This window comes from Dasania sp. GY-MA-18, assembly GCF_024734385.1.
GTDB lineage: Bacteria > Pseudomonadota > Gammaproteobacteria > Pseudomonadales > Dasaniaceae > Dasania > Dasania phycosphaerae.
In genome coordinates this window covers 170,296-194,306 of sequence record NZ_JANHAP010000009.1, presented here as the reverse complement: position 1 = coordinate 194,306, position 24,011 = coordinate 170,296, and the positions used below count along the sequence as shown (strand labels likewise).

Annotated in this window: 19 protein-coding genes; 11 read left to right on the top strand and 8 right to left on the bottom strand. The window is 49.2% G+C overall.

Annotated features, from left to right (window positions below):
• Positions 1-68 precede the first annotated feature (68 nt).
• From NO559_RS12265 to NO559_RS12240, 6 genes are all read right to left on the bottom strand, one after another.
• On the bottom strand, positions 69-866 hold the full coding sequence (locus tag NO559_RS12265) for a DUF2063 domain-containing protein (protein WP_258332137.1): 798 nt from the start codon (positions 864-866) through the stop codon (positions 69-71).
• Positions 866-1,723: a DUF692 domain-containing protein gene (locus NO559_RS12260; protein ID WP_258332136.1), complete on the bottom strand. Its 858-nt coding sequence runs from the start codon at positions 1,721-1,723 to the stop codon at positions 866-868. Before NO559_RS12260 ends, NO559_RS12265 begins: the two co-directional genes overlap by 1 nt.
• 16 nt (positions 1,724-1,739) lie before the next feature.
• Positions 1,740-2,117, bottom strand: coding sequence for a hypothetical protein (locus NO559_RS12255; protein ID WP_258332135.1), 378 nt, complete (start codon positions 2,115-2,117; stop codon positions 1,740-1,742).
• 221 nt (positions 2,118-2,338) lie between these two features.
• Complete coding sequence (locus tag NO559_RS12250) at positions 2,339-3,271, bottom strand: alpha/beta fold hydrolase (RefSeq protein ID WP_258332134.1); 933 nt, start codon at positions 3,269-3,271, stop codon at positions 2,339-2,341.
• 72 nt (positions 3,272-3,343) lie between these two features.
• Positions 3,344-7,252 (bottom strand): ATP-dependent RNA helicase HrpA, encoded by a 3,909-nt coding sequence (gene hrpA, locus NO559_RS12245; protein ID WP_258332133.1) that lies wholly within the window; start codon positions 7,250-7,252, stop codon positions 3,344-3,346.
• A 170-nt stretch (positions 7,253-7,422) separates the two neighbouring features.
• Positions 7,423-9,108 (bottom strand): AMP-binding protein, encoded by a 1,686-nt coding sequence (locus NO559_RS12240; protein WP_258332132.1) that lies wholly within the window; start codon positions 9,106-9,108, stop codon positions 7,423-7,425.
• Positions 9,109-9,325: 217 nt separating this feature from the next.
• On the opposite strand from NO559_RS12240, the gene NO559_RS12235 reads away from it, so the two are divergent.
• The 9 genes from NO559_RS12235 to NO559_RS12195 all read left to right on the top strand — a co-directional run bounded on the left by NO559_RS12235 (position 9,326) and on the right by NO559_RS12195 (position 20,396).
• A complete protein-coding gene (locus NO559_RS12235; RefSeq protein ID WP_258332131.1) occupies positions 9,326-9,799 on the top strand; it encodes a MaoC/PaaZ C-terminal domain-containing protein in 474 nt (157 codons plus the stop codon).
• 194 nt (positions 9,800-9,993) lie between these two features.
• Positions 9,994-11,034 carry a hypothetical protein gene (locus NO559_RS12230; RefSeq protein ID WP_258332130.1) on the top strand — a complete coding sequence of 347 codons (1,041 nt, stop codon included), beginning with the start codon at positions 9,994-9,996 and terminating at the stop codon, positions 11,032-11,034.
• 83 nt (positions 11,035-11,117) lie between these two features.
• Positions 11,118-13,178, top strand: a complete 2,061-nt coding sequence (mnmC, locus tag NO559_RS12225) for a bifunctional tRNA (5-methylaminomethyl-2-thiouridine)(34)-methyltransferase MnmD/FAD-dependent 5-carboxymethylaminomethyl-2-thiouridine(34) oxidoreductase MnmC (protein WP_258332129.1) — start codon at positions 11,118-11,120, stop codon at positions 13,176-13,178.
• A gap of 38 nt (positions 13,179-13,216) precedes the next feature.
• Positions 13,217-13,525 (top strand): late competence development ComFB family protein, encoded by a 309-nt coding sequence (locus NO559_RS12220; protein ID WP_258332128.1) that lies wholly within the window; start codon positions 13,217-13,219, stop codon positions 13,523-13,525.
• Between the two features lie 83 nt (positions 13,526-13,608).
• Positions 13,609-14,388, top strand: coding sequence for a glutaminyl-peptide cyclotransferase (locus NO559_RS12215; protein ID WP_258332127.1), 780 nt, complete (start codon positions 13,609-13,611; stop codon positions 14,386-14,388).
• Positions 14,389-14,514: 126 nt separating this feature from the next.
• The gene (locus NO559_RS12210) at positions 14,515-17,451 is read left to right on the top strand and encodes an insulinase family protein (RefSeq protein ID WP_258332126.1); all 2,937 of its coding nucleotides are present in this window, start codon (positions 14,515-14,517) and stop codon (positions 17,449-17,451) included.
• 114 nt (positions 17,452-17,565) lie between these two features.
• Entirely contained in the window at positions 17,566-17,925 is a 360-nt protein-coding gene (locus tag NO559_RS12205; RefSeq protein WP_258332125.1) for a diacylglycerol kinase, read from the top strand.
• A 42-nt stretch (positions 17,926-17,967) separates the two neighbouring features.
• Complete coding sequence (locus NO559_RS12200; protein WP_258332124.1) at positions 17,968-18,723, top strand: ABC transporter substrate-binding protein; 756 nt, start codon at positions 17,968-17,970, stop codon at positions 18,721-18,723.
• A 416-nt stretch (positions 18,724-19,139) separates the two neighbouring features.
• Entirely contained in the window at positions 19,140-20,396 is a 1,257-nt protein-coding gene (locus NO559_RS12195; protein ID WP_258332123.1) for an aromatic ring-hydroxylating dioxygenase subunit alpha, read from the top strand.
• Between the two features lie 216 nt (positions 20,397-20,612).
• On the opposite strand, the gene nhaC is transcribed toward NO559_RS12195, so the two are convergent.
• Entirely contained in the window at positions 20,613-22,121 is a 1,509-nt protein-coding gene (nhaC, locus tag NO559_RS12190; RefSeq protein WP_258332122.1) for a Na+/H+ antiporter NhaC, read from the bottom strand.
• A 506-nt stretch (positions 22,122-22,627) separates the two neighbouring features.
• Between nhaC and NO559_RS12185 the strand changes: the two genes are divergently transcribed.
• A complete protein-coding gene (locus NO559_RS12185; protein WP_258332121.1) occupies positions 22,628-23,056 on the top strand; it encodes an Lrp/AsnC family transcriptional regulator in 429 nt (142 codons plus the stop codon).
• Between the two features lie 45 nt (positions 23,057-23,101).
• Positions 23,102-23,578 (top strand): Lrp/AsnC family transcriptional regulator, encoded by a 477-nt coding sequence (locus tag NO559_RS12180; protein ID WP_258332120.1) that lies wholly within the window; start codon positions 23,102-23,104, stop codon positions 23,576-23,578.
• Positions 23,579-23,598: 20 nt separating this feature from the next.
• Here NO559_RS12180 and NO559_RS12175 read toward each other — a convergent pair whose 3' ends face one another.
• Positions 23,599-23,931 carry a PBPRA1643 family SWIM/SEC-C metal-binding motif protein gene (locus NO559_RS12175; protein ID WP_258332119.1) on the bottom strand — a complete coding sequence of 111 codons (333 nt, stop codon included), beginning with the start codon at positions 23,929-23,931 and terminating at the stop codon, positions 23,599-23,601.
• Positions 23,932-24,011 lie beyond the last annotated feature (80 nt).

The window sequence follows — 24,011 nt, the reverse complement described above, 5'->3', positions numbered from 1 at the left end:
AACGACAATAATAATCTAGCGGTCTATCGCCTACTAGACAGCCGCCCACTAGAACAACAACTTAACACTTAGCTCACGGCTACCGTGCCTAATAAAATATCCAGCTCATAGAGCTGCTGATATATAGTCAAGCCACTGCTGATAATTTGCTCAGGGTTGGGATGCTGCATTTCTTGCGCTAGCTGCAGTAGCAATTGCTCGCCATTGAGTTGCTGCGGGTTATTATTAACCAACTCCAGCAACCTAGCCGTTACAGCATTAGCCTCCATAAAACCTACTTGATCTTGCAGATTGCGATACACCAGCAAATAGCTGGGTTGCTCGCTGGCTTGTTGCGGCTGGTAGTCTAAGCCAATTAAGTGCACCGGGTATTGATAAGCCAAGGACCATGCTAAGGGCGAAGCCAGCGGCCGCTGCTGCAGCCAATCGCAGTGCTGCTCATGCTTTAACTCTGCAAGACCCTGCTCGCGCTTAAACTGGGCTAAATCATCTTCCGCCACATCCAGTGCCAGCTCCACCCATTCATAATGGGTCAGGGCCTGTATAAATACGGGATAATCCCCAGTCGCTAATATGGCTGGCTGGCCAGCTAAATAGTGCTGAAACTCTTGGCTGATCTCTAAAAAATAGGGGCTCTGGCAACGATGAGTCACCATAAAATCACGCACTAGCGCATGCCAGGGCTGCTCCGCAATCAAGCTGCGCAACACCGGAAAGGCGCCACTCACAAAGCCCTCTATATTGTTATAAAACAAGTCGCGGTAAATCTTTAAACGACGTGCCTCTATATTGGCGGGCGCAGGCTGCTGCTCGGGGTTGCGTATAAAGGCGGTAAATTGATCGGTGGTATGTTGCAAAGAGGGCATTAGCCAGCCGCCTTAACAGCTGCACTGTTTTTTTGAGCTAATGCCTGCAGCTGCTTGATGGTTGCCACCTCAGCCAAAAGCTCAGCCATAGGAGGGAAATTAAAATCCCGCTCCAGTAATGTGGGTAACACCCCCACCTGCTGATAAGCCGCTTTTAATAAATCCCACACGGGGTCTATGACATCGGCGCCATGGGTATCTACCCGCAGGTCTTCGGCCTCTTCATAGTGGCCAGCTACATGTATATAGCTGGCGCGCTGCAAAGGCAGCTCGCTTAAAAATTGATAGGGATCATAACCGTGATTAATGCTGTTTACATAAATATTATTAACGTCTAGCAACAATTCGCAATCGGCCTCAGCCATGACGGCGTTAATAAATTCGCTCTCGCTCATCTGCTGATCGGGTGCGCAATAATAGGAGGCGTTTTCTAACACCAGCTTTTGCTCTAGCCTATCCTGTACTTCACGTATTCTGGCCGCCACATGCTTAACCGCCTCTTCGGTAAAAGGGATGGGCATTAAATCGTATAAATGGCCGTTGTCGCCACAATAGGTGAGATGCTCCGAGTAGAGCGGGCAGTTAAAACGATTAATAAACTGCTTGATGTTGTTAATCAACTCAATATCTAAAGGGGCGGTGCCGCCTATATTGAGTGATAAACCATGTAGGTATATAGGGTAGCGTTCGGCCAAGGCCTGAAACTGCTTACCCAAGCGACCACCCAAACCTATCCAGTTTTCGGGAGCCACCTCAAAAAAATCTAACTCACCAGCGGGCAAGCTTTGCAAAGAGGACATAATATCCCTGCGCAAACCTAAACCCGCTAGTGCTACGGCTTTATTCACTAAAGACATCCATACTGGCTAGCACTTAGTGCTCGCCACACTTGCCTTCTTTAGTTTTTTCACCACACTTACCTTCTCTGGCTTTCTCGCCGCATTTACCTTCGCCGCACTTACCTTCTTTTTTAGCTTTCTCGCCGCACTTACCTTCGCCGCATTTGCCTTCTTTTTTACCTTTCTCGCCGCACTTACCTTCGCCGCACTTACCTTCTTTTTTACCCTTCTCGCCGCACTTACCTTCGCCGCATTTGCCTTCGTGATCGGCATAATTGGCTAAATCGTAACCGCTGGCTAGTTGGTTAGCGGCAAATGGATTGGCTTCGGCAGAGGCTAAAGGCGCAATCGCAGTGGCTAGAAATGCCGCACCTAGTGCAGCCGCTAATGGTTTTTTGTTTGAAGTAGACATAGTATCTCCTAGTATTGTGTTTCTAGTTGTCAGTATTAACACTAAAGATTTAACGCACGACTTAGCATAGGTAATCGTTGCCACAGTGTAGCTTATCTACACCGCAGCTCAACTACTGAGCCTAGCCACTCGCTCATTAATTGCACAGTCATTACAGCTCTGTGCTGCTTATGACCCAAGGGTCAACAACAAGTTTCATTAGCCCACATAAAATTGAGTACTCAACCAGCCAGTGCCGACTGCTGATACTCATTTAACCAAGCCAGTATATGCGGGAAGTGATCCTGTTCGGCATCGGCATGTTTAAGCAGCTCATTGTGCTTATAGTTATTTAAGCTGCCGGCTTTTTTATCCAGTATTAACATACGACCATCGTGTGGCCCCAGCTGCCGCATAAAACTGCGGGCATCCACCACATCACCGTAAATAGCGTCCCCTACCGAAGCCACATAAAGGCTGGGGGGCAAAGTCTTGTTAGTGATAGCGGCGCCATAATCAAAGCCATCTTTGGGGTCCAGCCAGGCGTCGCTAAGACTCCAGCTTAAATAATCCTGATAATCGCTACTGGATTCTTTGCAATCCCCCAGGCATAAAAACCGGCTGGGCAAATAGCCATTTAAGCTTATGCCTAGGCCACCCAAACGACGCCACAAGGTATTAAACACAAAGCGTTTTAGCGGTGTGGACAACAGCGTTTGCCTGCGCGCCCCTAGGTGCAGCATCTGCGCAACCGGGGCTAAGCAATGAGTATTGCGGGCATAATAGGCCGTTAGTAACACACTGCCCCAACCATGGCCCAGCCAAATCTGGGGAGCATTTCCCCGTATGCTCTGTATTTTTTTTAATAGTGCGGGTATATCTTCAGTGATGTGCTGATGCACCCCCACTTGGCTATTAGCCTGTATTGCAGGCCAACTGTGGCCCTTGCCGCGCAGGTCTGCCACATACACATCATAGCCTTGCTGCGCCATATAACAGGCCAAGCCCTTGCCGTTTTCATCATAAAAAGCGGTGCCATCTTCTAATAGACCGTGCAGCATAAATACCGGCATGCCCAGTTGCTTTTTGTTTTTATAAAAACGCGTGAGGTGCACCTGCTCACCGCAGGGTACGGTAACCGTTAAAGATTGATAATTAAGTGCGCTAACAGTCATTGCTAATCAATATCAGTTTATTGTTATTCACTTATCGTTAACCGCTGCTTATTACCCATGGTAGCCGATAATCTATTTCACTAGCTGCTGCTGGCGCAGCTCGGCCAATTGTTTGCGCAAGCGCTTTTCAGACACTGGCTGCAAGGTGCCCAAGGGCTGTGCAAACAAGGATACCCTGTACTCCTCTAACAACCAACGATAATTTAACAACTCAGGCTGAGCCGCCTGATTGCCCTGCCACACTTTAATAAGCGGCTGGCTAAGCTCACTTAAGCCTGTCATTAACTGCCTATCGCGAGGCAGGCCGCCGCGCAATTTATCTATGCGCTGTTCTATAGCCGCTAGGTAGCGTGGGTATTGCTGCAAATGCTGCCAAGGAGTATCGGCAATAAACCCCTTAGCAAATAACAGGTTTAGCTGCTGGTTGATATCGGCCACTGCCGTTGCCCAGCTGAGCTGGTTGGCTTTTTTAATCGCCTTGCGCACCTTGGTATAAGCCTCAGCTATAGCCAACAATAGTTTTTCGGCCTCTAGCGCCACGCTCATTAACTGGCCCTTATGCTGCTCCAGGCAGTGCTTAAACGCCTGTTCGCTGCAGGGTAATTCACCATCGGATAAAAACACGCGTTTGAATACCGCTTGCAGCAAATCTTCCAACCATTCTTTACGCTGCTCAGACAGGCCTGCCAGCTGCAAGCTAATTTGATTGCCGCTTAATAAGTCTTTGCGCAAAGTTTTCAGTTGCTGGGGCAGCTGCAACATAAGCAACCGCACTAAACCCTGCTGGGTTTGTAGCTGCGCTTCCTGCGGGTAATCCATTAACTCCACCGCCACGCTATCGCCTTTATCGACGATGGCGGGATAACTGGTGATAGTCACTCCCGCCTGTTTAAACTGGTATTGCGCAGGCAGTTCGCCGAAATCCCAGCGTTTAATATCCAGCTGCTGAAACTGGGGCTGGCTTTGCTGCTGTACGCTTTCACTGACCTTGCCTTTAAAATCTTCTAATAGCTGATCTAGATCGCGGCTTTGCGCGAGTAATTTGCCGTCGCCATCCACTACTTTAAAATTCATGCGATAAAAATTATCCAGCTCGGCGGTTTGCCACTGGTTAATATCTATTTCTACCCCGGCAATGCGGTACAGCGCTTCGGCCAAGCCCTCTAATATGCCCTGCTGCTTATCGCTGATGCGCGCCAGCGCCTTATCTACATAGTCGGGCACGGGTACAAACTGCTTGCGCACTTGCTTAGGTAACATTTTTACCAAGGCTATGCACTTATCTCGCAGCATGCCCGGCACCAGCCACTGAAAAGGTTCTTTTGTAATGCGGTTGAGCAAGGCCAGCGGTACCGTCACTGTCACGCCGTCATTGGGCTGGCCGGGTTCAAACACATAGCTAAGAGCAAAACGCATATCAGCATAATTAAACACCGTAGGGAACTGCGCTTCCGTTACCTCACTGGCGCTGTGCTGCATCAGCAAAGCCTTGCTTAGCATCAGGCACTGTGGGTCTTGTTGTTGCGCGGTTTTATACCAGTGTTCAAACTGCTTGGCGGTAGTGATATGCGGCGGCAGGCGTTCGTGATAAAACTGAAACAGCTGCTCATCGTCGATTAAAATATCGCGGCGTCTGGACTTGGCTTCCAGCTCGGTAATTTCATGCAGCAGTTTTTGGTTGTGCTGGTAAAACTTGGCTTTGGTTTTATAACGCCCCTCGACTAAACCTGCGCGTATAAAAATTTCCCGTGCCACCTCGGCATCGATAGGGCCGTAGTGCACTTTGATTTTATCTTTAATCACTAAGCCATACAGGCTTAGGGTTTCAAAGGCCATTACCCTGCCCGTGCGCTGCTGCCAATGCGGCTCGCTATAGCGGTGTTTAAATAACGCATCGTTAATACCCAGCACCCACTCCGGCTGTATGCGAGCACAACAACGGGCGTAGACTTGCGTGGTCTCGGCAATTTCAGCTGCGGCTATCCACTTAGGGGTTTTCTTAAACAGGGCTGAGCCGGGGAAGATATGCAACTTGCGATTGCGTGCGCCCAGGTAAACCTTATCTAATTCTAAATTGGCAATATGGCTAAGCAAGCCACTTAGCAAGCTGCGGTGTACGGCTTCGTAGCTGGCGGGCTCGCTGTTTTGTTTGTAGCCCAGCTCTTTCGCCACTAACTTGAGCTGGTGGTGTATATCGCGCCATTCGCGCATTTTCATAAACGATAAATAATTACGCAGGCAATATTTGCGCAATTGATTTTGGCTTAGCTCCTGACGCTGCTCTTCGTAGTGCTGCCACAGGTTTACATAGCTTAAAAAGTCGGAGTCCTCATGCCAAAAACGGCGGTGTTTTTCATCAGCGGCTTGGCGCTTGTCGGCGGGGCGCTCACGGGGATCTTGCACGCTTAGGGCGCTGCAAATAATCAGCATTTCGCTTAAACAGCCTTGCTGGCTAGCGGCTATCAACATACGCGACATGCGCGGGTCTACCGGAAACCTGGCGAGTAATTTGCCCGTTTCAGTAAGCTGCTGCTTGTGTACTGCCCCCAGCTCTTCCAATAATTTAAAGCCGTCATTAATCATGCGGCTATCGGGTGGGTCTACAAAGGGGAAGCTTTGCACCTCACCTATGCGCATGGCCAGCATTTGCAAAATCACCGAGGCTAAATTGGTGCGCTTAATTTCGGGGTCGGTAAACTCGGGGCGACTATTAAAATCGTCCTCGCTATACAGACGTATACAAATACCTTCGGCCACCCGGCCACAGCGACCTTTGCGCTGGTTGGCACTGGCCTGGGAGATGGCCTCTATAGGTAAACGCTGCACCTTGGTGCGATAGCTATAGCGGCTAATGCGTGCAAAGCCTGGGTCTATCACATAGCGTATGCCCGGCACAGTCAGCGAAGTTTCAGCCACATTGGTGGCCAGCACTACGCGGCGGCCACGGCGTTTGTCTATTTGGAATATTTTGTTTTGCTCGGCATTGCTTAGCCTTGCGTACAGCGGCAACACCTCTACGTTTTGCCACAGGCGCTGATTGCCGCCGTGCTGGTCGCGTAAATAGCGCGACACCTCGCGTATGTCGGCCTCGCCACTTAAAAACACCAGTACGTCGCCACCCTGCCGGCCATCGCCGCTCATTAGTTCTTCTAGCGCTGCGGCTATGCCTTCGGCTAAACCGCCCTCTTCGGTTAACTCCTCTAAGGGGCGATAGCGTGTTTCTACCGGGTAGGTACGGCCCGATACTTCGATTACTGGGGCATCACCAAAGTGCTTGGAAAAACTTTCTAAATCTATGGTGGCCGAGGTAATGATGATTTTTAAATCGGGGCGTTTAGGTAGCAGCTGTTTTAAGTAGCCCAATAAAAAATCAATATTGAGGCTGCGCTCGTGGGCCTCATCAATAATCAAGGTATCGTATTGAGATAAATAACGGTCGCGCTGGATTTCGGCTAGCAGAATACCGTCAGTCATCAGCTTGATATAACTGCCGTCAGATGTGTTATCGGTAAAACGCACCTGATAGCCCACGCCCTCACCCAGCGGCGTATGCAGTTCATCAGCTATGCGCTGCGCCACGGTACGAGCCGCTAAACGGCGCGGCTGGGTGTGGCCAATTAAGCCTTTTACGCCGCGGCCCAGCTCTAGGCAAATCTTGGGCAGCTGGGTGGTTTTACCCGACCCCGTTTCACCGGCTATCACCACTACTTGGTTATCGCGTATAGCCTCAGCAATTTGCTGGCGCTTTTCAGCTATAGGTAGCTCTTCGGGGAATTCTATTTTCGGCAGGGCGGCACTTTTTTGCTGGTAGGCCAGTAGCGAAGCCTCTATACGCGCCACCAGTTCATCCACCATGCGGCCCGCCGGCTGATTTTGCTTAGCGCGCTGTTGCGCCGCACGCAGTTTACGGCGCAGGCTGTGCTGATCTTTTAATAAGCACTGGTCTATAGCTTGAGAAAGTTTGTTAAGGGTGTTTTGCACAGAAATTGAGTCGCCAGCTAAGCATCACCCCCAGCGTAGCTACCATAACAGCACCAGAGGAGAAGTGAAAAGCCCAGCATTATAATGAATCATGAGCAGAATAAGCACCCCCACAGTGCCGACATGGTCGGCAGTGGCAAGCTTTAAGCTGTAAGCGGCGGTAATACCAGTTAGCCAGTGGCGGCTGCGATGGCCTTATCGCGTAGTTCGCGGCGCAGTATTTTACCGACTGCGGATTTAGGTAGCTCCTCGCTAATAATAAACTCACTGGGCACTTTATAACCCGCCAACTTGGATTTGCAAAAACCCTTTAGTTGCTCGCCCTTAAGGCTTTTATCCTTTAGTACCACATACATTTGTATGCGCTCGCCCTTGGTGTCATCCGGTATGCCTATGGCCGCACATTCCAACACCCCGGGATGCTCGCTAAGCACGGCCTCTATTTCATTGGGGTAAACGTTAAAGCCGGACACCAGTATCATATCTTTTTTGCGATCCACCACCCTATGGTAGCCATCGGGGTCTAATATCCCTATATCGCCGGTGTGAAACCAGCCCTGAGCATCTATCACTTTGGCGGTTTCTTCTGGCTGCTGCCAATAGCCTTTCATCAATTGCGGCCCGCGCATGCACAGCTCACCTTGCTCCCCTATGGGTAGGATTTCACCCTGCTCAGACATTACTACTAATTCAGTATCGGCCAGGGGCAAGCCTATGGTGTTAGTTTTATTGCCGCCACCGGGGTTGGCCGAAATCACCGGTGATGTTTCGGTTAAGCCATAACCCTGATGCACCTCACAGCCTGTGGTTTGCTGCCACAGCTTGGCCACCGCCTCGGTTAGCGCCATGCCGCCCGACAGGGTGAGTTTTAGTCTAGAAAAATCCAGCTGCTTAAATCCCTGGTCATGACACAGAGCCACAAACAATGTATTCAAGCCGCAAAAGAATGTCATGCCATAACGCTTAATCGCTTTCACTAGGGACGACAAATCGCGGGGGTTGGGAATCAGTATGCAGTGACTGCCTTCTTCTACCATCACCATACAAACTGTAAATGAATAAATATGATACAGCGGTAAAGGCACTACCACGGTCTCTTGGCCTTTGGTCATGCCATAGCTACCGAACAGGGCTTCGCACTGTAAAATATTAGCCAAAATATTACCGTGGCTAAGCATGGCCCCTTTCGCCAAACCGGTAGTACCACCGGTGTATTGCAGCACCGCTAAGTGATCATTGCTGACCTGTACCGGTTTATAGCTAGCGCGCTTACCCAAGGCCATGGCCTCACGCAATGATATGGACTTAGCAAAATCTAGTTTAGGCACCAGCCGCTTAATATATTTGACCACAGCATTAATCAGTAGCCGCTTAGGGGCGGGATGAAAATCTGCCAACTCGGTAAGCAACACTTGCTCTACAGCGGTTTCCGGCACTACCTCTTGCGCCGCGCTGGCCACGTTTTTAAGTACAATTAACAGCTTGGCACCGGAGTCATTGAGCTGATGCTTTAACTCCCTAGCGGTATACAAAGGGTTGGTGTTAACCACCACTAAATCCGCTAACAACACACCAAACAACAGCACGGGATATTGCAAAATATTAGGCAGCTGTATGGCCACTCTATCGCCAGCTTGCAGCTCAGTATGTTGCTGTAAATAGGCAGCAAACTGTTTTGCCTGCTCGCCAAATTGTTTAAAGCTCAAGGTGTGCCCCAAACAACTAAAGGCCGGCTTATCGCCGTGTTCCTTAATCACATGCTCGAATACATCCAGTAAACTATCGTAGCGCGTGTAATCAATTTGCGTAGGTAAGCCTAATTGCTGCATAGCCGCTAGCGTGGCGGGGTTAATCATTATTACATCCTTAAAACCAGTAGTATTAGTGCCGTTTACAAGCTAGCTATAAAAAAGCCAGCGCCGCAAGCTTACTGCTCATTAAACAAACAGCTTTTAATCTCATTATTATTTCACTCACATTTATAGCGCAGAGGTTTTCGCATAGCCATTTAAATAGTCTACAATAGCCGCCAATTTCACCATTCTATTTTATTTTTCTTTGTAAGGATTACCTGTGAGCCAATTAAGCAATTTCACCTACGACGAAATAAGCATTGGTCAAACGGCTGAATATAGCAAGACCCTCACCGAGCAAGACATAGTGATGTTTGCCGCCACCTCGGGAGATACCAACCCAGTACACTTGGACGAAGCCTTTGCTGCCAGTACCCCTTTTCAGGGTCGCATTGCTCATGGTATGTGGACGGGCGGACTGGTTTCTGCAGCTATCGCCTTACACCTGCCCGGCCCTGGCAGCATTTACTTGGGGCAAAGCCTATCCTTTCGCAAGCCGGTAATGCTAGGTGACCAAATCACCGTCAACTTGGAAGTCACCGACAAACAGGATAAACGTCGCACCGTTGTGATAAAGTGCGTAGCCCGCAACCAAGACAACAAAATTGTGGCGCAAGGCGAGGCGACAGTCATGGCGCCAGACACTAAACTAAACATCCCCAAACCTGTGCTACCCAGCATTAGCATAGGCTAAGGACTAACACGGGCGGCTTAAAATCGATAACAACATAGCCTGCCCGTACTCAGCCCAAACACTGGGTTGATTTTGAAAAAGCGTAATAAATCTGTCATAGTTTCGGGTTTAAGCCTGTGTATTTTTGACGCCATTAACGGATTAAGCTGTCAATTACAGCTCATATAGCAAAAATTCAAGTGAGATTATCATCCATGTTTGCCAAGTGTTTTACTGCATCTGTTCTCGTTTTCAGCCTTATGCTCAGCCTTAACGGCTACGCTAAATCACTCAGCGCAGCCCAAGCCGAACTCGATAGCTTTAAAAACCAGCTTATCGCCACCCAAGCAGAACTTGCAGCTTATAACCAACAACTACAAACCACCGAGCTAGCACTGGTGCAGGCCGCTAACGCCCCCTCACCTGAAAAAGACATCTATGAAGCCGCCCAGGCCGAAGTGGCAAAATTAAGCCTAGAAGCGGCGCAAGATCCCAGCAAAGATGGCGAACTTAATAACGCCCAATTTAAGCTCACCTTAGCCGAACGCAAATATAAAAAGTCGAATAAACAACTGGCAGAGCTGGATGATCAAAAACAAAATCTAGAGCAAAAAATCGCCAGCAGTACAGCATTGATTGCCAAGCTACAAAACAATATTAACGGCCACAGCCAACTGATCGCCAAATTACAGCAACAACAAGCGGCTAACGAAGCCGCTCGTATAGAAAAACAACGCCAAGAACTAGCGCGCTTAAAAGCTGAAAACGAACGTTTAAAAGCACTACAACTCGCTGAACAAGCTGCTGCCGCCGAAGCCGCTGCGCTGCTTGCTCAGCAGCAGGCACAACAACAAGCAGAAGCTGAAGCCGCCGCCTTAGCTGCCCCAGCGCCTATAGATCGCAGCCAGCGTGAGCCCGTTACTTTTTTAACTGACCCTACAGCCATAGCCGCCGAGCAAGAGCGCCTAAAAGCAGCGGCCTCAGCCGGTGACGGCAGCCAGATTGGCGAACAAAAAACCTTGACCATACGTATACCCGACCAGCTTACCCGCTCGCTAAAGTTACACGCAGTAGGCGGTAACCAGTATCAGGGTGATAGCAAGGTAGCCTATGGCAATGCCACTTTCTCCTTGGACGACTACCGCTGGAAAGCGGAAATACCCAAAGAATACAAATACCAGCGCATGGAGTTTTTGCTAGATTTATCGGACGCTGAAACTCCCTACATGGTGTTTTACGTAAAAGCCGAGCAATAAGCCTCATCCATACGCCACTGCTAGCACCGAGTCTCTAGCACTTTTTATCTAGAGACTAGAGACTCACTCCTAGAGACTGTGAAATGCCCTCCCCCTTTCAACTCGACACGGCCGAAATCAGCTGGCAGGAAGACCAGCTACCCAGCTCCAGCCACTACGACGACATCTACTTTTCCAAACAGCATGGCTTAGCCGAAACCGACTATGTGTTTTTACAACACAATCAACTAGCTCAGCGCTGGCAGCAACTAGACCCGCAACAACCCGGCGTTTTTACCATAGCCGAAACCGGCTTTGGCACCGGCCTCAACTTTTTAGCGGCCTGCCAGCTCTGGCAGCAACTGGCCCCCAGTACTTGGCGACTGCATTTTATTAGCGTAGAAAAACACCCACTGAGGCCAGCCGATTTACAACGCGCCCTCAGTGCCTGGCCTGATCTAGCAACGTATAGCCAACCGCTGCTAGCACAATATCCCCCCCTGCTACCCGGCCAACATGTATTGCATTTTGAGCAGGGCATAAGCCTGCACCTGCTACTGGGCGAAGCCAGCAGTAGCTTTGAACAATGCCTGGCAACGCCACACCCCGACTTTGTAACTAGCCACGGTGCCAAAGTCGACGCTTGGTTTTTAGATGGTTTTGCCCCCGCTAAAAACCCCTCTATGTGGAGCCAAGCGCTGTTTCAAACCCTGGCCAAACTCAGCAGGCCGGGCAGCACGCTAGCCACTTTTACCGCCGCCGGTATAGTGCGCCGCGGCTTACAAGAGGTAGGCTTTAGCGTTAGCAAAACCAAAGGTTATGGCCACAAACGAGAGATGCTTAGCGGGGTCTTTAACGCCGTTAACAACGAGCAACAACCCCGCGCGCACAAAACAACACCTTGGGCGCTGCCGCCGCTGTCCCCCCGCCCGCAACATGTGGCGGTAATTGGTGGCGGCGTTGCTGGCTGCACCACGGCCTATGCACTGGCTAGCCGCGGCATACAGGTGAGCTTGATAGAGCGACACGGCGAGCTGGCACAAGAGGCCTCGGGTAATGCGCAGGCTATGCTCTACACCAAGCTCTCAACCGAGGCGGGTAAACTTAGCCAATTTGGGCTTAGCAGCTATCACTACGCCCTGCGCTACTACCAGCAGCTACAACAACAAGGTTTGTTAACAGCGCAAGATGTCAGTTTTTGCGGCTTACTGCAGCTGTGCGGCAGTGACAAACAGCAGCAGTGGTTAGCACAGCTGGCCCCGCATTTTGCAACGCATAGTGATTGGGTAGAGATAGTCAGCCCGCAGCGGGCCTCGGAACTTAGTGGGGTGGACTGCCCTTACCCCGGTTATTTCTTAAAAGGTTCAGGCTGGATTTCCCCCACCCAACTATGCCTGCAACTCAGCCGCCAAGCTAATATCACTGTTATCAAGCAGCAGCAAGCCATGCACTTACAGCAGCACAGCGCGGGCTGGCAAATTGTTAACTCACAGCAACAAACAATGGTTAACGCCGACGCTGTTGTTATTGCTAATAGCTTAGATGCCCAACAATTTCAGCAATGCCAGCAACTACCGTTAAAAAGCATACGCGGGCAAGTGACTGCATTAGCACTGCAACATTTTCAACAATTACCACGCAGCGTAATTTGCCACGAGGGCTATATCACTCCAGCCATAGGCAACAGCCTAAATTTTGGGGCTACGTTTGATATTGCCGACAGCGACAAAACCCTGCGCCCCGCTGACCACCAACGCAACCTCACCAGCCTGCAACAAGCGCTGCCTCAACTCTTAGCCAGTGACCCGCAGCAGCTCAACCCCGAAGATTTTAGCGGCCGTGCCAACCTGCGCTGTAACAGCCCCGACTATCTGCCCTTGGTAGGGCCGGTGGCCAACAACGATGATTTTATCCGCGACTACATAGCCCTGAGCAAAGACGCCAAAAAGCCTATTGCCATCGCAGGCAGCTACTACCCCGGCCTGTATATCAATGTTGCACATGGCTCTAAAGGCCTAAGCTCCAGCCCATTATGCGCAGAGCTGATCGCTGCCATGTTATGCCAGGAGCCGCTGCCACTGCCCAGGCAGTTAGTAGAGGCCCTAAACCCGGGCCGATTTTTGATACGCGATATAATTCGCGGCAAGATAAAACCAGCCTGCTAAACTGCCACTATTGACCGAATAAATAACAGGAGCCCCCTATGCTACTTTCAGGTTTTAATTTTCGCGGCGGCAGCCCCAGCGATATAGATAGCATACATAACTACTACGAAACCCTAGTACTACAAGAGTTACAAAGAGTCTTGGTGGGCAAAGATGTAGACGGCGAATATATAGCCGACGTCTCTTGCGTGGCGCTTAACAACTTACCACCACGCTATATACGCCACGACGTTGATATGATGTTTTATCTCTCCTCGGGTGAGCGCAGCGAAATTAACCATAAAGTTACCAAAGCGGTAAGTGATGCTATCGCCTATGTTAATGAAAGAACTCGCCAAGAAGATTAAAAAAAACGGCCACTAATAATAACGAAACTTATTTTTCAGCAATCAAATTTTTAATTGCTTGCTCATTACCTTTTTAATTAATTATGCCCATTTTTTTATTATTAATAAGCGCCTGGTGGTGGCCTGTTGCCACCTGGGCTGACAGTGCGCAGGCCAAAGCCGTTAGCCACTACCGCTATACTGTGGTTGCCGAATACCCTCACAACCCCCAGCTGTTCACCCAAGGTTTGGCCTTTGCACAGGGTAAACTCTACGAGAGCGCTGGCCGTTACGGCCATTCGCGGCTAAGCGTACGCACACTCAACCACTACGCCCCCGAACAACAACATGCCCTGCCTAGGCATTTATTTGCTGAAGGCATTACCCTGCTCAATCAAAAAATTTACCAGCTCACCTGGCGCGCAGGTTTGGCATTGGTGTACCAACAAGACAATTTAAAACCCATTAGCCAATTCCGCTACAAAGGCCAAGGCTGGGGCCTATGTACTAACGGCCAACAATTAATAATGAGCGATGGCAGTGCGCAGCTGCATTTTATCAACCCCGAAAATTTTACCACCAGCCACAGCATCACCGTGAGCGAACACGGCCAGCCGGTAATAAACCTCAATGAGCTAGAATGGGTAGAGGGGAAAATCTATGCCAATATCTGGCAGAGCTCACGCATTATCATTATCAATCCCCAAAGCGGCGCAGTAGAAGGCAGTATAGACTTAAGCGGCCTATTGCCCGACTCGCTACGCAAAGCCAACACCGATGTACTCAATGGCATAGCCTACGACAGCCACCAACAGCGCCTGTTTGTTACCGGTAAAAACTGGCCCAGGCTTTACCACATACGGATTAGCCCAAGCAGTTCTTAAGCCCGGCTTAGTTTGCTTATAAACAGGCTGTTACCGACCTGTACCCGCGCGCCCTTTTGACGCTACAATGGCTGCAGCATAGGCAACCACTGCTTCACATTCACCGTCATCATAAGCGACCCACACATGCCAACAAACTCACCGCAACACCCCGCCTTTGAACTGGTACGCAGCCAGGTTATAGATTCACTGAATATCACCGTAGAAGAATACCAACACAAAAAAACCGGCGCCGTGCACTATCACATGGCCGCCGACAACGATGAAAATGTATTTTTAGTGGCGCTGCGCACCGTGCCCCACGACTCCACCGGTGTGGCCCACATACTAGAACACACCGCCTTGTGCGGCAGCGAAAAATTCCCCGTGCGCGATCCCTTCTTTATGATGATACGGCGCTCACTCAACACCTTTATGAATGCCTTTACCAGCTCCGACTGGACCGCCTACCCCTTTGCTAGCCAAAACCGCAAAGACTTTAACAACCTATTAGAGGTCTACTTAGACGCGGTGTTTTTCTCGCGCCTGGATGAATTGGACTTTGCCCAAGAAGGCCACCGAGTAGAGTTTGCCGAAGCCGAAAACAGCGACAGCGATCTGGTATACAAAGGTGTGGTCTTTAACGAAATGAAAGGGGCGATGAGCTCGGTGCCCAGCACCCTGTGGCAAACCCTGTGCAAATACCTCTACCCCACCACCACCTACCACTACAACAGCGGTGGCGAGCCAGCGGATATACCCGATTTGAGCTACCAAGAGCTAACAGACTTTTACCGCAGCCACTACCACCCCAGCAACGCCATCTTTATGACCTTTGGCGACATCCCCGCTGCCGAGCACCACGCCCGTTTTGAAGAGCAAGCCCTGAAACGCTTCGACGCGCTGGATATACACATACACGTGCCCCCCGAAAAACGCTACCTAGCACCGCTGCGGGTGCAAGAGAGCTACGCCTTTAATGAAGAAGGCAGCAGTGACAACAAAACCCATGTGGTGATGGGCTGGCTATTTGGCGAAAGCGCCGACCTACAAGGCATGCTGCGCGCCCAGCTGCTGGCCAGCGTGTTGCTGGATAACAGCGCCTCGCCCCTGCAACAAGCCTTGGAAACCACCGACTTGGGCAGCGCCCCCTCACCGCTATGCGGTTTGGAAGAGTCTATGCGCGAACTCACCTTTGTTTGCGGCTTAGAAGGCACCGAGGCCAAGCACGCCGAAGCGGTGGAGCAACTGATACTCAACACCCTGCAAGAGGTTGCCGACAACGGTGTACCGCAAGAGCAGGTCGAGGCGGTATTGCACCAATTAGAGCTACACCAACGCGAAGTAGGCGGCGACGGCTACCCCTTTGGTCTGCAATTGATACTCACCGCCATGGGCAGCGCCACCCATCGCGGCGACCCTATTGCCCTGCTCAACCTAGACCCAGTATTAGAGCAGCTGCATGAAGATATTAAAGACCCCAACTTTATCAAACAGCTGGCTCAAGACTTACTGCTCAATAACCAACACCGCGTCACCCTAGTCATGACCCCCGATCAGCAACTAGCGCAGCGCAAAGAAGCCGCCGAGGCCACTAAACTAGCCGCTATTAAAGCAGCCATGGACGAGCAGCAAAAACAACAAGTCATAGCCCAGGCCAAAGCGCTAGCCGACAGGCAGCAACAAAAAGACGACGAGTCCATACTGCCCAAGGTAGGCCTAAGCGATGTACCCACAGACATACACATAGTCGATGGTGAGCACAGCCACATAGGCGAACTGCCCTTAAGCAGCTATGCCCAAGGCACTAATGGCCTGGTGTACCAGCAATTAATCATAGAGCTGCCACAACTCAGCGATGAGCTACTGGCACTGATGCCCTACTACACCAGCAACCTCACCGAGCTGGGTATAGGCGAGCAAGACTACCTAGCTACCCAATCACGCCAAGCCAGCGTATGCGGCAGCATTAATGCCTTCAGCACCCTGCGCGGCAGCCCCGATGACGAACAGGCCGTCAAAAGCTATTTTGTATTGTCTTCCAAGGCCCTGGCCCGCAACCAGGCCGCTCAAGCCCAGCTTATGCAAGATACACTGCTACAGGTACGCTTTGACGAACTGCCCCGCCTGCGCGAACTGATGAGTCAGCAGCGCGCCAGACGCGATCAATCCGTGACCAACAACGGCCACAGCCTGGCCATGACAGCCGCCAGCAGCGGCATGAGCCCGCAAGCCGAGCTTAGCCATAAGCTCAGCGGCCTACAGGGCATACAAACGCTTAAAGGCCTGGACCAAGCCAACCAAGACGAGGCCACCTTAAAAGCCTATGCCCAGCAGCTACAAAGCCTGCACCAGCAGATATTGGCAGGCAAAAAGCAATTACTGCTGATCGCCGAGGCCGACAAGCTGGCCGAATGCCAGCAAACCTTAGAGCAGCTTTGGGGCCAGCAAGCCAACCCCGGCCAGCCAGCACTGCAATTACCCGCCATTAGAGCCCAGCGCAAACAAATCTGGGTGGCCAATACCCAAGTCAACTTCTGTGCCAAGGCTTACCCCACAGTTACCTCTAACCACCCCGATGCGGCAGCACTCACGGTATTGGGCGGTTATTTACGCAACGGTTATTTACACCGAGTCATCCGCGAGCAAGGCGGTGCCTACGGCGGCGGTGCCAGCCAGGATAATAATATTGCAGCCTTTAGGTTTTACTCCTACCGCGACCCACGCATAGTCGAAACCCTGACCGATTTCGATGCCGCCATAGACTGGATGCTCAACAACACACACGATAGCGAGCATTTAGAGCAGGCCATACTGGGGGTCATTAGCAGCTTAGATAAACCCAGCTCACCTGCTGGTGAGGCCAAAACTGCTTTCCACAACAACTTGTTCGATCGCACCCCGGCCCAGCGCCGCGCCTTTAGAGCCAATGTACTAAAAGTCTCCCTAGAGGACTTAAAGCGGGTGACCCAAAACTATTTAAAACCGGAGCTAGCCAGCCTGGCCATAGTGACACACCAGGGTAATAGCGAGCAGCTCAAAGATTTTGCTCAGCAACAACAAGCTGACATTATTACGCTTTAAAAACGCTTGTGTTGCTATGGATACCGGCATTCGCCGGTATGACAATGCAGGCAATGGCTTAAGTAAGTGCCATTCATATTAAACAAACTTTTTTACTTATAAGAAGGAAACTCCGTGGCCGAAAGACAACCCAGCAGCCTGAAACGCTTACTCAACGCCGCTAACTATTCACGCCAAGGCTTTCTCCAAGCCTTTCATGGCGAAGCCGCGTTTAGAGAAGAGGTCTACCTGGCCGCCGTGCTTATCCCCTTAGCCTGCTTATTAGACGTTAGCAGTGTAGAGCGCATCTTGATGATAGGCAGCGTGCTGTTATTGTTAATTGTGGAGCTACTTAACTCTGCGGTGGAAGCCGCCATAGATCGCATAGGGCAAGAGCGCCATGAACTCAGTGGCAAAGCCAAAGATATGGGCTCTGCGGCCGTCTTTTTAGCAGTAGTCATTGTGGCACTTACTTGGGGCATAACCTTATTTTAACGCTATCCTATAACAACAGTATTTAATTAGGCGCCCTGCAAGATGTATAGCTGGTATCAAAATCGATGTTTCCCTGCCGCTGTTACGCTATACGCTTGCACACTACTCTTTAGCGCAAAAGCAGTTAGCGAAACGCCACAAATCGCCGTCTACCAACTTACTGGCCTCATCAACCAGCAACAAACCGGCAGCTACAATAAAGTACTCAGCCGTATACAGAGCTTAGGCGTTAACTTTACTCTGCAATACAGCCCCATAGTCAGGGCCAAGCATAATTTTAATCACCAGCTGGCTGACTGCATTGCGCCCTCCGATGAGGACGGCACTATTTTTAACTTTCCCACCATACAAAGCCTACCTTTTAACTACGCCATGGCTTATATATTCACCCGCCACGACGATGCAATTATTAGCGACCTACAAGCTTTAAAAGGCAAAAAAGTGGGGGTGCGCACCGGCATGAGATTTAGTGCTGAGTTTGAGCAAATGCGCAACAGCGGTTACTTTGAGGTAGAGCCGGTCAGAGATCTCGCCTTAAATTATCGTAAGCTAATCGCCAAACGCATCGATGCATTTGCCGCCTACACCCCCGACATATGGAACCTGCTCAACAGCAAAGAGCTAGCAAAACTACACTACGATGCCAGCCAATCTATGCAAAAACATCCCGAGCGCATAGTTTGCCATGCCACCCTTAGCAACCAAGCCTTTATCAAACAATTTAACCTAGCCCTACAACAACTCAAACAACAGGGCGAACTTAAGCAATTACTGGGCTTGTCCTATTCTTTAGATTAAGCCCCCGCGCCTTACCCCCCCCTATCAATAACAAAGTAATTTCACCGCTATTATCCCACCTCGGAAACACTATATTTCTTTACAAGATTGACACAAATAATGACAGACAATCGTTTAATTTAGTCTTATTGTATAAGCATTCAAATAGCAGTATGGTATAAACTTTATCCATACACGGTAGCGGGCTTAGCCCCAGTAGGCGACGACAAGCTTACAAACTCAAGCAATAACAACAACACCTGATTCACAGCCTAAGGTTACAGAACCTTAAGCTCTTTATCGCAAGGCCTACCCGGCACAGCGATAAACTTTAGTAAGGAGCACTTTCCCTTACTAACTCACATGCCCAGTAACAGGGGCAGATGAACAATAAAGCCTAGCACTATAAAGGCCAATGAAATCAGCAGGAGTGATGTATGACCGCGGTATTTGCAACAGATCAAGACGATTCAAGCATCGTCGCCAACAGCATGGTGGAGCAACAAAAAAGTAAACAAGGTACCAGCCTACCCACTTACTTTTACCAATCCGATGTAATTTATAAACGCGAATTAAAAAAACTTTTTTTTAATAGCTGGATATACGCGGGCCATATTAGCGAAATCCCAAATAGCGGCGATTACTTTTTATGTGATGTGGGCAACGACTCCGCCATTATTTGCCGCCACGAAGATAACAGCATACATAGTTTTTTAAATGTCTGCCGCCACCGCGGTGCCCGAGTAGCCGAAGAACAATGCGGTAATAAAAAAGCCTTTGTTTGCCCCTACCACGGCTGGGCCTATGACACTAACGGCACATTAAAACGCGCCCGCGAAATGGAAGCTTTAGAAAATTTCTCCTGTGATCATTACCCGTTAAAACCCGTTAGCCACACTATTTTTCACGGCATGATTTTTATTAACTTCAATGCCGACGCTCCCGACTTGGGCAAGCATCTAGCCCAGCTGGAACCCAGCTTAGGCCCCTACCGCTTAGAGAATGCCAAAATAGCCGACCGCGAAACTTATACCGTAGGCGCCAACTGGAAATTTGTAATAGAGAATTATTTAGAGTGTTATCACTGCGCCACCTCCCATAGGCAATATGCAAAAATTCACACCCTGCGCGAGAAATGGGAAAACGTTAAACAGCGCGTTGAGGAAGTTCATAAAAACTCCCCCGCTATTACTGGCTTGGGCAGCGCTTTTTGTGAAACCGTTAGTAAAGAATATACCGATGCCGAAGCGTTTGGCTGCGATATATGGCACGACCGCTATGGCTTATACGAAGGCTACTTAACCGGCAGCAAAGATGGCCAGCCAGTTGCACCACTCATGGGCGATATAGGCGGCTACGATGGTGGCGCAGGCGATTTTCAAATCGGCCCCTTCACCTTTATGCTCAACTATTGTGACCATGCAGTGCTGTATCGTTTTATCCCCCGCGGCCAGCATAAAACCGATATGGACGTAGTGTGGTTTGTGAATGGCGATGCCGAAGAAGGCAAAGACTACAACAAAGCCGAACTCACCGCGCTATGGCATGACACCACCATGGAAGATGCCTATATCATCAGCCGCAACGCCGAAGGTGCCTTGTCAGACTTTTATGAGCCAGGGCCTTTGCACCCAGAGTTTGAAGAATTGCAGATGAAATTTTTGCAATGGTATTTGGATAATATGTCGGCGTGATTGTAATGCTTTAGGGCATTGTCAGCTGGCAGCTGTTTACAAGACAGCTGCTAGTACATCCCTGCACCCAAAGCAGCAGTGCTAAAGCTAGGCAGTAAATAAGCATCTAAAGTTATTATCCTTGCTTCGAAGCGCAATACTTCAGAAGCAAGGCTGATTTTGCTAAGACAGCAGATCTATCCATTACCTAAACCCCTAGCCAACAAAAAATAGCGGTTAATTAGCCGCAGTTAGCTCCACATCTTGGCTATCAAGTTCCTTGCTCCCCCCCTCTGTTTTAACAGCTGGCTGTAAAGGCGTTAACTTAAAACCCGTAAAACCATAAATTAAAGAAATCACCGGGTTAATTAAATTAAAAAAGCAGTAAGGTAAATAAGCAAAAGTCGCCACCCCTAAAGTACCTGCCATAAAAGCACCGCATGTATTCCAGGGGATTAAGGGTGAGGTAATGGTGGCGGAGTCTTCTAACACCCGCGATAGATTTTGCGGGGCCAAACCGCGGCGCTCAAATTCCAAACGGTACATACGGCCGGGTAACACAATAGAGATATACTGATCAGCGGTAATAATATTAGCCCCCATACACGAGGCTATAGTCACAGCGATTAAACTACCGGTAGATTTTACCGAGCTTAATATGCCTTGTACCAGGCGGGCTAATAAACCCACCTTATCCAACACCGCGCCAAAGATCATCGCCATTAATACCAACCACACCGTATTCAACATAGACGACATACCACCGCGGGTCAGCAAATCATCGATAGCCGCATGGCCAGTGTTAGCCACATAACCATCAAACAATACCATCCACACACCTTTAAACAAGGCCAGCGCTAAGGGGATATCAGTATTACCGGCCAATTGATAAATAACATCGGGCTGAAACACCAACGCAAAAATACAGCCTATTAAAGTCCCCCCTAAAATAGTGGGCAACGCAGGAAACTGTTTCATCGCCAGCGCCAACACTAATACCAAAGGCAATAATAAAATGACATTTATATAAAACTGCTGATCCAATAGATCCAATGTTTCTGCCATGGTATTGGCCGTACCGCTAGGGGTATAAAACAAACCAATAATGGTAAAAATAATCAGCGAAATAATAATACTGGGGCCAGTGGTCCAGGCCATATGTTTAATATGAGTAAATAAATCAGTGCCCGCCACTGCCGGTGCTAAGTTAGTTGTATCAGATAAGGGCGACATTTTATCGCCAAAATAAGCACCGGAAATTATCGCACCTGCGGTAATTTCCAAGGGCAAACCTAAGGCCGCAGCGGTACCTATTAAACCTATACCTATAGTACCTGCCACTGTCCACGAGCTGCCTATGCTCAATGCCACAAAGGCCGAAATCACGCAGCAGGCTGCGTAAAAAATACTGGGATCTAGTAAACGCAGGCCATAATAAATCATGGTGGGCACAGTACCCGATAAAATCCAACTGCCTATTAACGTACCCACGGCAAACAAAATCATAATCGCCCGCAGAGAAACCGACACGCCTTCAATAATGCCCTTTTCTATAGTCTCCCAACTGAGACCGTTTTTGATACCCACTATAATCGCAACCGCCGAAGCCACTAACAAAGCGATTTGGTTGGCACCACTGGATGAGGCGTCGCCAAATAAAAACACCGAGCAGGCCAATAATAAAACTAATACCAAGGCAGGTATTAAAGCGTCAACAAGACTGGGGGGGCGTACATCTTTAGCCATAATGATTCCGTACTAACTGCATAGCGCAAAACACGCATAGTGATAGCTACGCCAGCCTAAGCCAGCAAATTAGCCTTGAAATAAGCGCACCAGCGTCCAGCAGTTACGGTTAATGCTTATATTTTTTGATCTAATCCTTGAGGATATTATTTTTCTAGCAACAGCTTGGCTAGGACGCACAAGCTAAAACGGAAAAAAGTGTACGAGGCTAACCCGCTATATTGAATAAGCTAAGCGATCAATATGCCTGTTAATTTTACACAATAAGCTCAATTGACTTATCAAAACGCTTAAATTCGTATAGCTAAGCAGCTCTAGCAGCGCTGCTAGCGGCAGCTATATTTCACTTTTTTTGCAATAAAATGCTGAATTGTATGCCCTTGGCGACCGATAATTGCGAAAAACACCTATTTACACAATTATTGCTTATGCGTATATTTTGCGCACTTTAAAGATCAATTTGGCCAGTCACGCCAAAACGACAAAACGACAAAACAAGGTGCACTGTGGACACACTCGATAAGAACCTGTTAGCGCTATTACTAGAAAACAGCCGCCTGAGTATTACCGAGCTGGCCAAACGTTTACAAGTCACCCGCGCCACGGTGCAAGAACATATAAGGCGGCTGGAGCGCAGCCAAATTATTCAGGGCTATACTGTACGTCTACACCCGGAATATTTACAAAGGCAGGTTTGCGCCAATGTATTGATCGCCGCCGATCAAAAAAAATTAGCGCAAGTATCCAAAAAAATTGAGCAAATTAAAGCCGTACAAACCCTGCACTCTATTTCTGGCCAATACGATTTATGTGCGCAGGTACAAGAAGAAACGACCGAAAGCTTAGATCAGCAGATAGATAAAATTATTTCTATAGAAGGCATAGAGCGCACCCAAACCTCTATTTATTTAAGCCGCAAATTTGATCGTTCATAATCGCTTATTTGCAACTTCACCTTGATAAACAGCTAGGCCATAACTGTGAAACTAGACAAAATAAACCTACGCATACTTAACACCTTGCAAAAAGATGCCACTATTAGCAATCAGCGTTTGGCGGATGAAATAGGCTTATCAGAAAGCGCCTGCCTTAGCCGCGTGCGTAAATTAAAACAAGAAAACTACCTGCAACCCCACGCTGCCAATATCAATTTAAAGAAAATCCCCCACGCCCATTTTATTGTGAGTATTGCTTTAAAAAGCCAAGAGCCTAAATTAGCTAGGCATTTCCGCAGCGTCATCGACGCCATTCCACAAATTACCGCCTGCTATATGGTGTCGGGGCAGTTTGACTATATCGTACATTTTATTTGCCGCGACGCCGCCGAGTTTAATGAACTCAGCGAAGATCTGGTGCAGCAAGAAATAGGTATAGAAAAAATGAATTCACAATTAATTATTGGTGACATCAAACCTTTTTCAGGTTATCCCTTAGACTTATTGCTGGGCGCCGAATAAGCCCCCAGCAATATTAGCCGCTAAGCACAGCATTTTTTATATTTTTTACCACTACCACAAAGGCAGGGGTCATTTCGGCCTGGCGTTTTTTCAAAGCGCTGCGTTTGCGCCTTAGCCAATAGCAAATCTAAATCATGGGTGTTTTCTTCTTGCTCGGCATCCACCGTAATAGTGGCAAACCAGCCCTGCTCGGCCACCACTTTTTCGATTTCCTGCTTACGCTCATCACTATTAACCCGCAGCTGTAATGGGTATTTTTGACTGCCCGCCTTGTGGGCGGCCTTGGTTTGATGGCCGTAATTTTGGTATTTTTCGCGTGCATCAATACGGCCTTTAAAGAAAAACTTAGACATGAAAACCTCTACAAGGGGGGCGGCCAAGCTTAGGCGCTGGCGCTAAAATGACTTTGCTAACAATAGTGCGTAATATTACC

Bases quoted from the DNA above. Each gene is read 5' to 3' on its own strand.
- NO559_RS12265 (WP_258332137.1), bottom strand. From the start codon at position 866: ATGCCCTCTTTGCAACATACCACCGATCAATTTACCGCCTTTATACGC.
- NO559_RS12260 (WP_258332136.1), bottom strand. From the start codon at position 1,723: ATGTCTTTAGTGAATAAAGCCGTAGCACTAGCGGGTTTAGGTTTGCGC.
- NO559_RS12255 (WP_258332135.1), bottom strand. From the start codon at position 2,117: ATGTCTACTTCAAACAAAAAACCATTAGCGGCTGCACTAGGTGCGGCA.
- NO559_RS12250 (WP_258332134.1), bottom strand. From the start codon at position 3,271: ATGACTGTTAGCGCACTTAATTATCAATCTTTAACGGTTACCGTACCC.
- NO559_RS12240 (WP_258332132.1), bottom strand. From the start codon at position 9,108: ATGATTAACCCCGCCACGCTAGCGGCTATGCAGCAATTAGGCTTACCT.
- NO559_RS12230 (WP_258332130.1), top strand. From the start codon at position 9,994: ATGTTTGCCAAGTGTTTTACTGCATCTGTTCTCGTTTTCAGCCTTATG.
- mnmC (WP_258332129.1), top strand. From the start codon at position 11,118: ATGCCCTCCCCCTTTCAACTCGACACGGCCGAAATCAGCTGGCAGGAA.
- NO559_RS12220 (WP_258332128.1), top strand. From the start codon at position 13,217: ATGCTACTTTCAGGTTTTAATTTTCGCGGCGGCAGCCCCAGCGATATA.
- NO559_RS12215 (WP_258332127.1), top strand. From the start codon at position 13,609: ATGCCCATTTTTTTATTATTAATAAGCGCCTGGTGGTGGCCTGTTGCC.
- NO559_RS12210 (WP_258332126.1), top strand. From the start codon at position 14,515: ATGCCAACAAACTCACCGCAACACCCCGCCTTTGAACTGGTACGCAGC.
- NO559_RS12200 (WP_258332124.1), top strand. From the start codon at position 17,968: ATGTATAGCTGGTATCAAAATCGATGTTTCCCTGCCGCTGTTACGCTA.
- NO559_RS12195 (WP_258332123.1), top strand. From the start codon at position 19,140: ATGACCGCGGTATTTGCAACAGATCAAGACGATTCAAGCATCGTCGCC.
- nhaC (WP_258332122.1), bottom strand. From the start codon at position 22,121: ATGGCTAAAGATGTACGCCCCCCCAGTCTTGTTGACGCTTTAATACCT.
- NO559_RS12175 (WP_258332119.1), bottom strand. From the start codon at position 23,931: ATGTCTAAGTTTTTCTTTAAAGGCCGTATTGATGCACGCGAAAAATAC.